This is a genomic window from Sphingobacterium sp. 1.A.5 (assembly GCF_002734235.1).
GTDB lineage: Bacteria > Bacteroidota > Bacteroidia > Sphingobacteriales > Sphingobacteriaceae > Sphingobacterium > Sphingobacterium daejeonense.
The window spans coordinates 157,317-170,689 of sequence record NZ_PEBA01000034.1 but is presented as its reverse complement, the minus strand read 5'-3'; the positions used below and the strand labels follow the sequence as shown (position 1 = coordinate 170,689).

At 37.5% G+C, this 13,373-nt stretch carries 13 protein-coding genes; 7 read left to right on the top strand and 6 right to left on the bottom strand.

Annotated features, from left to right (window positions below; all coding sequences use genetic code 11):
* Positions 1-115 precede the first annotated feature (115 nt).
* On the bottom strand, positions 116-697 hold the full coding sequence (locus tag CRT24_RS13535; protein ID WP_099371856.1) for a thymidine kinase: 582 nt from the start codon (positions 695-697) through the stop codon (positions 116-118).
* A 211-nt stretch (positions 698-908) separates the two neighbouring features.
* Here CRT24_RS13535 and CRT24_RS13530 point away from each other — a divergent pair, with 211 nt between their 5' ends.
* On the top strand, positions 909-2,063 hold the full coding sequence (locus CRT24_RS13530) for a hypothetical protein (protein ID WP_099371752.1): 1,155 nt from the start codon (positions 909-911) through the stop codon (positions 2,061-2,063).
* A gap of 59 nt (positions 2,064-2,122) precedes the next feature.
* Here the strand turns inward: CRT24_RS13530 and CRT24_RS13525 are convergent, their stop codons facing one another.
* The gene (locus tag CRT24_RS13525) at positions 2,123-2,614 is read right to left on the bottom strand and encodes a hypothetical protein (RefSeq protein ID WP_099371751.1); all 492 of its coding nucleotides are present in this window, start codon (positions 2,612-2,614) and stop codon (positions 2,123-2,125) included.
* An 89-nt stretch (positions 2,615-2,703) separates the two neighbouring features.
* On the opposite strand from CRT24_RS13525, the gene CRT24_RS13520 reads away from it, so the two are divergent.
* Both CRT24_RS13520 and CRT24_RS13515 read left to right on the top strand, forming a co-directional pair.
* Positions 2,704-3,039 (top strand): YbaB/EbfC family nucleoid-associated protein, encoded by a 336-nt coding sequence (locus CRT24_RS13520; RefSeq protein ID WP_257214053.1) that lies wholly within the window; start codon positions 2,704-2,706, stop codon positions 3,037-3,039.
* Positions 3,040-3,054: 15 nt separating this feature from the next.
* Positions 3,055-3,738 (top strand): metal-dependent hydrolase, encoded by a 684-nt coding sequence (locus CRT24_RS13515; RefSeq protein WP_099371749.1) that lies wholly within the window; start codon positions 3,055-3,057, stop codon positions 3,736-3,738.
* A gap of 69 nt (positions 3,739-3,807) precedes the next feature.
* Here CRT24_RS13515 and CRT24_RS13510 read toward each other — a convergent pair whose 3' ends face one another.
* On the bottom strand, positions 3,808-4,671 hold the full coding sequence (locus CRT24_RS13510; RefSeq protein ID WP_099371748.1) for an N-acetylglucosamine kinase: 864 nt from the start codon (positions 4,669-4,671) through the stop codon (positions 3,808-3,810).
* 244 nt (positions 4,672-4,915) lie between these two features.
* Entirely contained in the window at positions 4,916-6,631 is a 1,716-nt protein-coding gene (locus tag CRT24_RS13505) for an MFS transporter (protein ID WP_099371747.1), read from the bottom strand.
* A gap of 326 nt (positions 6,632-6,957) precedes the next feature.
* On the opposite strand from CRT24_RS13505, the gene rho reads away from it, so the two are divergent.
* Complete coding sequence (gene rho, locus CRT24_RS13500; protein WP_099371746.1) at positions 6,958-8,448, top strand: transcription termination factor Rho; 1,491 nt, start codon at positions 6,958-6,960, stop codon at positions 8,446-8,448.
* A 58-nt stretch (positions 8,449-8,506) separates the two neighbouring features.
* Positions 8,507-9,178 carry a phosphatidylcholine/phosphatidylserine synthase gene (locus tag CRT24_RS13495; protein ID WP_099371745.1) on the top strand — a complete coding sequence of 224 codons (672 nt, stop codon included), beginning with the start codon at positions 8,507-8,509 and terminating at the stop codon, positions 9,176-9,178.
* Positions 9,179-9,355: 177 nt separating this feature from the next.
* On the opposite strand, the gene CRT24_RS13490 is transcribed toward CRT24_RS13495, so the two are convergent.
* A complete protein-coding gene (locus tag CRT24_RS13490) occupies positions 9,356-9,709 on the bottom strand; it encodes an Hpt domain-containing protein (protein WP_099371744.1) in 354 nt (117 codons plus the stop codon).
* Positions 9,687-10,190, bottom strand: a complete 504-nt coding sequence (folK, locus tag CRT24_RS13485; protein WP_099371743.1) for a 2-amino-4-hydroxy-6-hydroxymethyldihydropteridine diphosphokinase — start codon at positions 10,188-10,190, stop codon at positions 9,687-9,689. Before folK ends, CRT24_RS13490 begins: the two co-directional genes overlap by 23 nt.
* A gap of 75 nt (positions 10,191-10,265) precedes the next feature.
* Here folK and sppA point away from each other — a divergent pair, with 75 nt between their 5' ends.
* Entirely contained in the window at positions 10,266-12,035 is a 1,770-nt protein-coding gene (gene sppA / locus CRT24_RS13480) for a signal peptide peptidase SppA (protein ID WP_099371742.1), read from the top strand.
* An 86-nt stretch (positions 12,036-12,121) separates the two neighbouring features.
* On the top strand, positions 12,122-13,312 hold the full coding sequence (gene pgk / locus CRT24_RS13475) for a phosphoglycerate kinase (protein WP_099371741.1): 1,191 nt from the start codon (positions 12,122-12,124) through the stop codon (positions 13,310-13,312).
* Positions 13,313-13,373 lie beyond the last annotated feature (61 nt).

Below are 13,373 nucleotides of genomic sequence, written 5' to 3'. Positions count from 1 at the left end.
GGGATGGATTTTAAATAAAATGGTAAGGCAAGGCATGATTTGCCTCAAACAAATGTGTAAATGCAAGGCAATACTGTACTTAAATTGATGTTGAAATACAAGGCAAGGTTTTAACCTACAGTTCTATGCCGTAATAGCATGCTCTGCATCTGGGTTCATAGCTTTCTTTTTCGCCAAGAAGTACCCTTGATTCATTTTGTTGTAGTCTGTAGGAATAATTTGCTGGGGCTCCGCATTGAACGCATACTGCGTGGACCTTTGTAACGTCTTCAGCAATGGCCATAAGATTTGGTATCGGACCAAAAGGTTTACCAAGGTAATCCATGTCCAGTCCTGCGACGATGACACGGATGCCACGGTTAGCCAATTCAACACACACATTGGGCAATTCCTCGTCGAAGAACTGTGCCTCATCGATCCCAACAACTTGGGTGGCAGAACTCAACAACAAAATAGCAGATGAATGAGAAACTGGAGTTGAAGGAATGGAATTGCTGTCATGGGAAACTACTTCATTCACTCCATAGCGGATGTCGATCTCAGGTTTAAATATTTCCACAGGAAGCTTCGCGAATTGAGCACGTCTCAATCTACGGATAAGTTCTTCAGTCTTTCCCGAAAACATGGATCCACAGATAACTTCGATACTGCCGATAGGTCCGCGTCTGTTCGGAAAATTATGTTCAGAAAACAACATCATGGTGGTAAATATTTATACTAAAATCCCTGTTTTGGAAGTTTTATATATTATAAAATTCTTGACTAATATAGGTTACGAATATCGAAATTTAATCTTATTTTTGGTTTAAAGAGAATCGATAAAAAGATAAACAGGGTGTCAATCAGTCCGTTTATTTTTTTATTTTACAATTGATAAAAATAAAATTTTCAATCTATACACACATAACATGGCTTATTCAGATCAGAATATCTTAGGGAAAATTGGGGATCTATTGTTGGAAATCAACGAACAATATGCAGGCTTGGAAAAAGATAAATTAGGTGATAGAAAAGCAGATATCCTATTGCTATCTGCTCAAGCCAAATACCTTGCTGCACATTTGGACGCTTTGGCAACGATGCAATCCTCTGTAACGACCAATTTATTAAACTCCAATCAAGAGGACCAGAAAAACAAAGAATCAGAAGAAACATTTACTCCTCCGGTTGAACATGATGATCAAGAAGCAGATGAGCAACCTGTTGAGGAAGAAATCCAAGAAGTTGAAGAAACTAAAATAACTGAAGAGACTAAGCAGCCTGAGAAAGCTCAAGAAATCGAAAAGCCTTTTATTGAAGAATACGACGAGGAGCAACCAGAGACTTCTCCATATGAAAAATCAGACAGACAGGACGAAGAGGTAAGAAAAGAAGAAAAAGAAGAGTTGGTAGAAGAGCCTGAAGAAGCTGAAGAGAGAGAAGTAGAAAAAGAGGAGGCAGAACCTGAAGAAGATAAAAAAGTAGAAGAAGTAAATGATTTCAAAGATTTCAATATTTCTTCTAATCCAGTTCACACCGAATCATCAGGATACACCTCGGTGACTTCTAAATATGAAGCAGAACAAGAGAAATCTAATGCTGAGGAAGTAAAAGTAGAGGAAGTTCAGCCTGAGCCGGTTGTCAATGAGGTGGTCATCGAAAAGAAAGAAATCGTTGTTGAGCCCGAGCCTGAAAAAGAAGTGACCTTGAATGATCTTGCAAAACAAGCAGAGGTGAAGCCTAGTCGTCCATTGACATTAAATGAGCTTATTCAGCAACAAAAGAAAGCTGGAATGACCAATGCCAATCAATTTAATACTTCTCAGCCACAAGACCGTTCTGGAGAGCGAATTGGCGACCTAAAAATTGCGGTAAGCTTAAATGATAAATTGTTGTTCATTAAAGACCTATTCAATGGTTATAGTTTGGCTTATTCAGAAGCTATCGAGCTGTTGAACAGATTCGATAATTTTGGAGAAGCAGATGCGTTCTTGCAATCAAACTATGCCTTAAAGAACAATTGGGCTTCGAAACCACAAACAGTGGACAAATTGTATGCAATTTTAAGAAAGAAATATATATAAAATAGATTATATAAAAAATAAAGGCCGTTTCATTGAAGCGGCCTTTGTTTTTTATTCTTTTACAGGTCAAATTTGATCCAATGAGTTCCTTCATGGCCATAAACAAAGTATTTTGACTGTATGATTTCGGCAAGGATTTCAGTGTCCAGCAGGAAGTCTTCTTTATGTTTAGCAAATTCAGGTTTTTGGACAACAAAAACATTGTTGCTGCTAACGGCTTTATAGTCGCTGTACTGGCCATTTAGCAATTCTGGCAATGCACCCAAGAAAGATGGAGAATCGTTGATAAAGATCAGTATTTCGGTGTTCTCAGCTTCTTTTACCAAAGGGTTGTTCTGTGCTCCGGCAATTTCACTGATTTCTTCCAAATAAGAAGGATCAGCATTTGGTTGCGACATGTCAACAATTTCAACCATTGGTCTGTTCTCTATTTGGATGAATTTCAATTTGTGGATGATGATATTGATTTCTTCTTCCAATAATTCGAATTTTTCAGGTTCGGATTGTTGTAATTCATTTGCAATAGCAGTATAGTGTTTCAGTTGATTCATTATTTTGAAAATTATCCTGCAAAGGTAATCAAGCTGGTCAAAAGAGCCAAGCGATTGTCGAGATTCGTAAATAATTCGTAATTTGGGGACTGAAATTTAAGAAGAATATTATGTTTGATAAGTTATTTGAAGCGCAACAGAAAGCTCAGGAAATTAAATCGAGATTAGACCATATCTCAGTTTCAGGTGAAGCTGAGGGCGGTAAGGTACGTGTTGTATCTACAGCCAATAAGGAAATAAAAGAGATTCAGATAGATCCGGAATTTTTCAAGGATGCTGACAAAGAGGAGATTGAGGAATTGTTGGTCGTTGCATTGAATAAAGCATTGGTTCAGGCTGAAAATATTAGCCAAACAGAGATGCAAGCAGCGTCACAAGACCTTTTGGGAGGCCTAGGTGGACTAGGGAACTTATTCGGAAAATAAAAAATAAATATTGATATGAAAGTTACTTACTACGGACAGTCATGTGTGGAGTTTGATATTGATGGGACCAAGGTATTGTTGGATCCTTTCATCAGTTATAACCCTTTGGCAAAGGACATCAAAGTTGCAGATATAAAACCTGATTATATCTTTTTGAGCCATGCCCACCAAGATCATGTCGCTGATATGTACAGCATTCAGCAACAGAGTGGGGCTACAGTTGCGACGATAGTGGAAACTGCTGCTTGGGTCAGGAAACAGGGTGTGCCAGACGACAAAGTAATTGAATATAACTTGGGTGGTACATTAGACTTGCCTTTCGGTAAGGTTAAGATGGTATTTGCTGCCCACAGTAATAGCACTGTTGATGGTGAATATGCTGGCTTCCCAGTTGGATATGTTTTCTTTTTGAAAGGGAAAACGGTCTATTTTGCTGGAGATACGGCTTTGACCATGGAAATGAAGCTGTTGGAACGCCACAACATTGATTGGGCCCTGTTACCTATTGGGGGACACTATACCATGGATGTGGATGATGCGATCATTGCTGCAGAATTTGTTAACTGCAAAAATGTAATGGGAATTCATTATGATTCATTTCCTCCAATCAAAATCAACCACGAGGAGGCTATGAAAAAATTCAATGAAGCTGATGTTTATCTAGCATTGCCAAAAATCGGTGAGAGTATCGACATTTAAAAAAACATTATAAATAAAGAAGCCACATTGATTAAAATGTGGCTTTTTATTTTCAGTAAAGTGTTGTTATTAGTTAGCTACACTTTTAGATCTGTTGATGTGGAATAATACTAGATCGTCAATAGGAGAGCGAAGGATTTTACCAACTTTCATTCCATATTGAGCAGCTTTTTCTTCCAATACGTTTCTGAAGTTGTAACCTACAGAACCGATACAGTTGAAAGTGTAAGACTGATAATCTGGGTATTTGCTCACCAAGTTATTGAAGAATGCTTCGAACGCATCGTCAACAATTTTGCGAGTATATTCAATATTTACGTTATTGTCGTAAACGAATTTGCTGAAACTAGCGCAGAAGCGGTTAGCCAAAGGTTTAGTATAAACATTGTCCATGATTTCGTCTGGGGTAAGTTTATAGGTGTTGAAGAATACTTCAGCAACATCTTTTGGCATCAAACCTCTGATAAAGTCTACCAATAATTTTTTACCGATAAAGCTACCAGAACCTTCATCGCCTAAAATATAAGCAGCAGAATCGATGTTATGCGTGATATCTTTTCCATCATAGATACAAGTATTTGTACCCGTACCTAGGATTGCTGCGAAACCTGGATTTGTACCTAATAATGCGCGTGCAGCTGCAAGTAAGTCATGACCTACTTCAACTTTAGAATTTGGGAAAACTGCCTGGATAGCATCTTCAACAATCTTTGCCTTTTCTTCGTTATGTACACCAGCACCATAATAATTTACCTCGCTGATTTTATCAAATGGAATATCTTGAGGTAGTCCTTTTTTAAGGGATGCAATAATGTATTCGCTATCTACAAAATAGGGGTTGTAACCCTCGGTGTTGAAGTAAATCTTCTTGTTGTTATCATCTAACAAACACCAGTTTGTTTTTGTAGACCCTCCATCTGCAATTATTATCATTATTTATAAATTTAGTTTTAAAGTAACTTGTTTTTTCGTTTTACAATGGTATTGTTGTAGTTCAAATCCCAAAATACGGTATTTATTAATAAAAATAAGAATTTTTATTTGATATAATAAAAGAAATTGAAGGGTTAGGGAAGATAATTAAAAATAAAAACCTTATAATACTTTGATTATAAGGTTTTTATAGTTTTATTTTAATTTAAAATACTTAGTGTATTTTTTACAATTAGTTTATGGGTTAATGTGCTCCTTCAGCTTCAATTTCATCAATTGCAATTCCTTGTTTAGCCAAGAATTTGCGAACCAAAACTGCAAACACAATAATATACACAAATCCGATCGCTGGAACTAGGTACGAATTATGGATTCCAATAATATCTGAAAGTTTTCCTTGAATAGGAGGGATGATACCACCACCCAAGATCATCATGACCAAGAATGCTGAACCTTGCTCTGTATATTTGCCCAATCCTACGATCGACAGACTGAAAATTGAACCCCACATAATAGAACAAGCTAATCCTCCAGCCAAGAACGAATAGATCGCTACAGTTCCTGAAGTCAATAATCCTACAATCATAGCCAATAATCCAAATGTTCCGAAGATCACCAAGGTGCGAACTGGCTTTTCTTTACTCAAGAAGAATGCTCCGATCTGAATAATTACACAGATTACGAAATAATAAAGAACCGACATGTCAAATCCAGCCAATGAATTAACTCCAATAATGATGGAGAAAGCTACAAGGGGAACGATGATAGTCAGTAATTGTTTTTTTGATTTTGTAAGGTTGAATGCTGTAATAGCACCTGCCCATCTTCCGATCATCATACCGCCCCAGTACATAGAAACATAAGGTGTAATCTGTGATGATTGAAGTTTTCCAAATTCTTCCAGGGTCAATAACTCACCTAAGTTACTTCCGATAGCTACTTCGATACCTACATATATAAATAAGGCTAGCATACCTAATACCAATTGTGGATATTTCATGGCACCCCATCCTTCAGGATTTTTCTTAGCGCTATTATAAGAGAATAGAAGTCCGAAAACAATTACTGCCAATGCTCCCAATAACCAAAGCATGCGTTTTATTTCCAAATCATGAGTCAAATCTTTGATTTGTGTCAATAAGTTTTGGTCATTGTTAAGAGCAGCTTGCTCTTTAAGGTCTTGGATATGTATTGCTGTATCAGATTTGTAACTGGTGAATACCGGGATAAAAGCACATAACAACAAGATTGTCATAATAATCAATGTTGTTCTTGCTTTGTTAGCCGGTTCCATTGGTTCGAGGTTGAATCCTGCTGGTACTTTTTTGGAGAAGTGGAACAATCCTGCTGCTAGGATAAATAGTAAACCTACACCTATATACAGGTACACGACTTTGTTCAAAGGTAAGTTTGCGATTTCGGCATCAGATATTGTTTCAAAGGTTCCAAAAAGAGCGAATCCTACGATCAATGGGCCGATTGTTGTTCCCAATGAGTTGACACCTCCGCCAAGATTGACACGAGACGCACCCGTTTTAGGATCCCCCAGGAGTACTGCGAAAGGATTTGCTGCGGTCTGTTGGAGTGAGAATCCCAAGGCAACGATGAACAATCCGATAAGCATTCCTGTGTAGACGTTTACTTCTACTGCTACGATCATTGCAGCAGCTCCCAATGCGGAGAACAATAGTCCATAAACAATACTTCTTTTATATCCCCATTTTCCTACTAGGTCCTTTCCAGACAATGTTCCGAAAATAAATAATAGGAGCGCCCCTATGTAATAAGCGGAGTAGAAGGCAAAATCAATAAGTTGAGATTGAAATTGGTCAAGGTGAAAGTAATTTTTACAGAACGGAATAAAAACGCTGTTTCCAGCAGCAATAAATCCCCAGAAAAAAAACACCACGATTAAGGTGTAAAGTGCTGGGTAGTTTGTGTTTGTTTGTTGGTTATTCATAAAAATATGATCTGACTTTATGATTTAATCGTACAAATAAAGAATTTTTTTTTGATTTATAAAGATTTTCAAATGTTGCTAAAACATTTTACTTACTTTAAGCGTTAGCTATTAAACTATAAATAGAAAAAAAGTCATAAAATTCTTTTGAATTTACAATAGTTATTTTTTTCTTTGTGGCGGTTCTATAAATTTATCTTTCGGGAAGCTAGTATAAAATCTCTATAGATTTAGTTACCCAATAAGACATATGAAGTTTATGTATTAGCTGAGAGATATTTTTCAATAAAAGTAAAAATCCTTAAAAAAATCATATTTTAATATTAATGGATATTAATGAATTGAATACGAAGCTCGTGTCTGAATTGCGCGAGATTGCGAAAGTTCTAGGTATTGCCGATTCTGAAAAGCTTAGAAAACAAGAATTAATTGATCGTATTTCGGAAATAGCCAAGGAGTCACAACAAGATGACTCAGCAGAGACAGTTGATGTTGATGCGGACAAGGCGGGAGAGCGAACAAGAAAGCGTGTGCGTACGGTGAAGGTAGCAGAGCCTGTTGCTGTCGGAAGAAACCGAGTTACGAGTGAAGAAGATCAGACAAAAATTGAATTCACGAGTAAGCCAGCAGATCCAGTTGCATCTGAATCCCCAACAGTTTCTACCCCTGAACCCGCTCCTAAAGCATCCACTCCAACAGATTTTGATAATGTAATTGTAAATGAAGGTGTATTAGAAATCATGGCCGATGGTTATGGCTTCTTGAGATCTTCAGACTATAACTACTTGACATCTCCGGATGATATTTATGTATCTCAGTCACAGATCAAATTATTTGGTTTAAAGACCGGGGATAATGTTAGAGGATGTATCCGCCCTCCAAAAGAAGGCGAGAAATATTTTCCTTTGGTTCGTGTAGAGGCTATCAATGGTCAGGACCCTGCAGAGGTTAGGGACCGTGTTCCATTTGACTACTTGACTCCATTGTTTCCAGATGAGAAATTGAACTTGGATTTAGGTCCAGGTAACTATTCGACAAGAATCATGGATTTGTTTACCCCAATCGGTAAAGGACAACGTGGTCTTATCGTTGCACAACCTAAGACTGGTAAAACCAACTTGTTGAAAGAAGTAGCGAATGCTATTGCTAAAAATCACCCAGAGGTTTATTTGATCATCCTATTGATCGATGAGCGTCCTGAGGAGGTTACTGATATGGCGAGAAGCGTACGCGCAGAGGTTGTGTCATCTACATTTGATGAGCCAGCTGACCGCCATGTTAAAATTGCGAACATTGTCTTGGAAAAAGCAAAACGTATGGTTGAATGTGGTCATGATGTTGTAATCTTATTGGATTCCATCACAAGATTGGCCCGTGCATACAATACTGTAGCTCCGGCTTCTGGAAAGATCCTTTCTGGTGGTGTGGATGCAAATGCATTGCATAAACCAAAACGTTTCTTTGGTGCAGCGAGAAATATCGAAAATGGTGGTTCATTGACGATCTTGGCAACAGCATTAACAGAAACAGGTTCGAAAATGGACGAAGTGATCTTTGAAGAATTTAAAGGTACTGGTAATATGGAACTTCAATTAGACCGTAAGTTGTCTAACAAACGTATCTTCCCTGCTATCGATCTTACAGCTTCAAGTACAAGACGCGACGATCTATTGGTAGACCGCGAAGAATTGCAACGTCTATGGGTGTTGAGAAACCATTTAGCAGACATGAATTCACAAGAAGCTATGGAGTTCTTATTGACTCAAATGCGTGGCACAAAATCAAACTCAGAATTTTTAATTAGTATGAATGGCTAAAAAGCCATCATAAATTGATATTTTTAAGCCATCTTTGCATAAAAGATGGCTTTTTTTTATGAAGAAATACATACCTAATACTATTACCTCACTTAATTTGTTTAGTGGCTGTATCGGAACAGTGATGGTGCTGAATCAAGAATATCTATTGGCTTTCTACTGTGTATTAGCCTCTGGTATTTTTGACTTCTTTGATGGTATGTCTGCAAGAGCCTTACATGTCAAGTCGCTCATCGGGAAAGAATTGGATTCCCTGGCAGATGTGATCAGCTTCGGCTTTTTGCCTGGTGCGATAATTTTCACGATGCTTCAAGATACTACAGCAAACCCGTATCTTCCATATTTAGGATTTATAATTACTGTTTTCTCAGCTCTGAGATTGGCAAAATTCAATATCGATACGCGACAGACAACGGATTTTATCGGTGTTAACACGCCAATGAACACTTTTTTTATTGTTTCCCTACCATTTATTGCAGAAAGTTATCCTGCATTAAAAAACACATGGATATTGTTCGCAATTGCTATCGTTTCTAGTTTATTGCTGGTTTCTGAAATCAAATTGTTCTCCATGAAATTAAGTAGCCTAAGTTGGGATATCAATAAATATAAATATCTGTTTTTGATGGTCAGTGTCGTGCTTCTATTCTTATTGAAGTTTTTAGCATTGCCTATTATATTGCTGCTCTATATATTATTCTCCTTCATTCATTTTAGGACGGTTAAGTAAGATTTTTTATTCTCATTATGTAGTGGGGGATAGGGAGGCTGGAATACCGTATGATAATAAATCTTATGTTAAATAGGATTGTTATTTAATTATTTTTAGTGGCGGGGGGGAAACCAAGGACCGCCTTTCGACTACGCTCAAGGACCACCTTTCGACTCCGCTCAAGGACCGCCTTTTTTATAAAGATTCTTGGTAGGTTTTAAGTTCGGCCATTGCCAGTTCGAAGTCTTTTTTGATATTCACAAAAAGGTCTTTTATTGCATTGAACGGTTCTTGGTTAGCACCTGCATCTTCGAGTTCTTGGAATTTTAATCTCAATTCAGTTGCGCCAAGGTATTGCATTGTAGGCTTAATATGGTGAGCTTTGGCTTTTATTTCTGCGTGATTTTGAGCTTGTACGGCATTTTCTAGGTCATTAAAGTCCTGTACACCTTGTCCAAGATACATTGGGATCATCTGTTTGATGATTTCCTTGTTGTTCATCATGCTTTCCTCGAGAGCATCAACATCAATAATTTGATAAGGTTTCATTTTTAGAAATATTAACTTTTAGAGGGTCCTTAGATTCATCAAGTAGTTCTTTATTTGTTTTCTTAAAAATTGGATGAATGTAATCTGCAGCTATTTCCGCTAATGGAATTAATGTAAAATTTCTTTCTTGAATATAGGGATGGGGTACTTGAAGATCTTCACTGTGAATTATATCATTATTATAGTATAGGATATCGATATCGATTACCCGAGATCCCCAACGTTGGCCTCTAATTCTTCCTAGAACGAGTTCGATTTTGAGGATGTCTTGCAGGACTCTTTGGGCTGAAAGTTCTGTTTCAACAGCAATTACTTGATTGAGAAAGATTGGTTGATCCTCCACTCCCCATGCTTCGGATTCATAAACTTTTGAAGTCAGTGTGATTTTGCCAATTCTCGATTCAATTTCAATGATGGCGTCCTTCAGTTGTTTAATTGGATTCCCAATATTAGCCCCTAATAGTAGGTAAACTGTATTCATGAGTTTAATATATGAATAGTTTATGATAATCGGAATAATAGCTTAAATTTACGACACTACAAAAAATAAAGTTATATGAGATCATTTTTTAAATATGTGCTCGCTACGATCACAGGTATTATAATTTGCAGTATCCTGATGTTTTTTATCATGATCGGAGTTATCAGCATGATGGTGAGTTCGGTTGGTACCAAAACTGAAACTGTAACAGCGAGTAATTCTGTTCTAATGATAAACCTAGACCATGAGATTACGGAGAAAACGGAGGCTAATCCCTTTGAGGGCTTGGATGTTCCTGGATTTGCCAGTACCCGTAGCCTAGGTCTTAATGACATTGTTTCAAGAATCAAGGCTGCGAAAACAGATTCAAATATTAAAGGTATTTATTTGAATGTTTCAGGTACAGGTACAGGGTTCGCGACGATGAAAACCATTCGTGAAGCATTGTTGGATTTTAAGACTTCAGATAAGTTTATAATTGCATATAGCGATGTTATGAGTCAAAAAGGATATTATATCAACTCAGTGGCTGATGAGGTTTATTTGCATCCACAAGGGTCACTTGATTTCAGAGGTCTTGCTTCATCGGTAATGTTTTTTAAAGAGGGGTTGGATAAGTTGGGCATCGACATGCAGGTTTTGAAAGTTGGTACCTATAAAAGTGCTGTAGAACCATTTATTATGAATAGCATGAGCGAAGCGAATAAAGAACAAGTATCTTCATATTTAAACAGTATTTACAATACTTTTCTTACGGATATTTCCAATACTAAAAAAATCTCCCAAGATAGTTTAAAAAGCATAGCGAATGGGTATTTGATTCGCGAGCCTGAGGATGCTAAGAAATATGGTTTTGTGACTGACTTATTATATAAGGATCAGGTAATAGCAAAAATAAAGGAAAAGATTGGGGTTGATGAGAAGAAAGATATTCCTTCAGTATCATTAATTGATTATAAAAACAAGGCGAATGCTGGAGAAGCAGGTGGCGATCGAGTTGCAGTATTGTATGCTTATGGAGAGATTGTGGATGGTGAAGGTATGGAAGGTCAGATCGGTGGTGATAAACTATCAAGGGAATTAAGGGATTTGCGTAAGGATGATAAGGTCAAAGCGATTGTATTGCGCGTAAATTCGCCAGGTGGTTCTGCGCTAGCTTCGGAGTCTATCTGGAGAGAGGTTGATTTAGCGAAAAAAGTAAAGCCTGTTGTAGTTTCTATGGGTGACTATGCTGCATCAGGAGGTTATTATATCTCTGCGGCTGCAGATTCTATCTTTGCTGATCCTGCAACATTGACTGGATCAATAGGTGTATTTGGATTGATTCCTAGTTTCCAAAAGTTATTCAATGAAAAATTGGGTATTCATTTTGAAGCGGTTAAGACTGCAAAATTTGCTGATATGGATGTTGATATGGACAGGCCATTGAGTGAGGAGGAAAAGGGAATTATCCAAGGCGGAGTAAACAAAATCTATCAAGTATTCTTAAAAAGAGTAGCTGATGGCCGTAAGATTGATGTTGCACAGGTGGATAGCATTGGTCAAGGCCGTGTATGGACTGGTGAACAGGCGGTTAAATTGAAGTTGGTCGATAGAATCGGGACATTGGATCAAGCTATTGCTGCTGCTGCCAAGAAAGCGAATCTTGAGAATTACAGGATTTCAGAATATCCTAGAGCGAAGGATCCATTTGAATCTATCTGGTCAACTTCGAAAGATAAAATCAAGCTGTGGTTATTGGAAGATGAATTGGGTGATTATGCAAAATACCTCAGTGAAATGAAGCGAATTAGCCAACAATCGGGCATCCAAGCAAGGATTCCGTATCTTGTTGAAATATATTAAATTTAAAAGGCGTTGATAAGAATTTTTGAATCAGCGCCTTTTTTATATCTTTAAACTCTAAAATCAACCGGAAATAAAAAAATAACATGAAAACTATCGACGATTTAAATTTCAAAGGAAAGAAAGCTTTAATTAGAGTTGATTTCAATGTTCCATTGGACGACGATTTCAATATTACTGATGATAACCGTATCCAAGGGGCATTACCAACTATTAAAAAGATCTTAAAAGACGGTGGTTCCGTTATCTTGATGTCACATTTAGGAAGACCAAAAGATGGACCTACCGATAAATATTCACTTAAACACATTGTAGATTACCTTTCTAAGGTATTAGACGTAGACGTTCAGTTTGCTGATGACTGCATTGGTGAACAAGCTGTTGAAAAGGCAAAAAACCTGGAGCCTGGCCAAGTTTTATTATTAGAGAACTTGAGATTCCATAAAGAAGAGGAAAAAGGTGACCGTGATTTCGCTAAGAAATTAGCTGATCTAGGAGATGTGTATGTAAATGATGCCTTTGGTACTGCACACAGAGCACACGCTTCTACTGCAATCATTGCGGAGTTTTTCCCTGACAACAAGTACTTTGGCTATTTAATGGCGAAAGAAATTGAAAATGCTGAGAAGATAATGAACAAACCTGAGCGTCCATTTACAGCAATTATGGGTGGTGCAAAGGTTTCTGATAAGCTAGAATTGATCGAAGCATTATTGGATAAAGTTGATAACTTGATTATCGGCGGTGGTATGGCTTATACATTTGTGAAAGCTCGCGGTGGCGAAATCGGAAAGTCATTGGTTGAACTTGATAAATTAGACCTAGCAAATGAATTAGTTAAGAAAGCTGATGAAAAAGGAGTGAACTTGGTATTGCCTACGGATGCTCAAATTGCTGATCGTTTTGCTAATGATGCTGAAGTTTATGATGGTCCAAACGATGAGATTCCAGCTGACAAACAAGGCTTAGATATTGGTCCTGAATCGTCTCAACACTTCAAAGACGTTATTATGGCATCTAATACTTTGCTATGGAACGGTCCGATGGGTGTATTTGAGATGGATACTTTCGCAAAAGGTACTAAAGCGGTTGCAGATGCTGTAGTTGCAGCAACTGAGCGCGGTGCATTTTCATTGATCGGCGGTGGTGATTCTGCTGCAGCTGTTTCTAAATTCGGTATGACAGAGCATGTTAGTTATGTGAGTACTGGCGGTGGTGCTTTGTTAGAATACATGGAAGGAAAAACACTTCCAGGTGTGAAGGCGATAATAGACTAGACAAAAATAGTTTCCTCATCCCAGGATGAGAAATGTCACGCATGTCGTGAGATAGAAGGCG

Coding starts and splice junctions, on each gene's coding strand:
- CRT24_RS13505 (WP_099371747.1), bottom strand. CDS start 6,631: ATGAATAACCAACAAACAAACACAAACTACCCAGCACTTTACACCTTA.
- CRT24_RS13535 (WP_099371856.1), bottom strand. CDS start 697: ATGTTGTTTTCTGAACATAATTTTCCGAACAGACGCGGACCTATCGGC.
- folK (WP_099371743.1), bottom strand. CDS start 10,190: ATGAATACAGTTTACCTACTATTAGGGGCTAATATTGGGAATCCAATT.
- CRT24_RS13515 (WP_099371749.1), top strand. CDS start 3,055: ATGAAAGTTACTTACTACGGACAGTCATGTGTGGAGTTTGATATTGAT.
- CRT24_RS13530 (WP_099371752.1), top strand. CDS start 909: ATGGCTTATTCAGATCAGAATATCTTAGGGAAAATTGGGGATCTATTG.
- CRT24_RS13490 (WP_099371744.1), bottom strand. CDS start 9,709: ATGAAACCTTATCAAATTATTGATGTTGATGCTCTCGAGGAAAGCATG.
- CRT24_RS13525 (WP_099371751.1), bottom strand. CDS start 2,614: ATGAATCAACTGAAACACTATACTGCTATTGCAAATGAATTACAACAA.
- CRT24_RS13510 (WP_099371748.1), bottom strand. CDS start 4,671: ATGATAATAATTGCAGATGGAGGGTCTACAAAAACAAACTGGTGTTTG.
- CRT24_RS13495 (WP_099371745.1), top strand. CDS start 8,507: ATGAAGAAATACATACCTAATACTATTACCTCACTTAATTTGTTTAGT.
- sppA (WP_099371742.1), top strand. CDS start 10,266: ATGAGATCATTTTTTAAATATGTGCTCGCTACGATCACAGGTATTATA.
- rho (WP_099371746.1), top strand. CDS start 6,958: ATGGATATTAATGAATTGAATACGAAGCTCGTGTCTGAATTGCGCGAG.
- pgk (WP_099371741.1), top strand. CDS start 12,122: ATGAAAACTATCGACGATTTAAATTTCAAAGGAAAGAAAGCTTTAATT.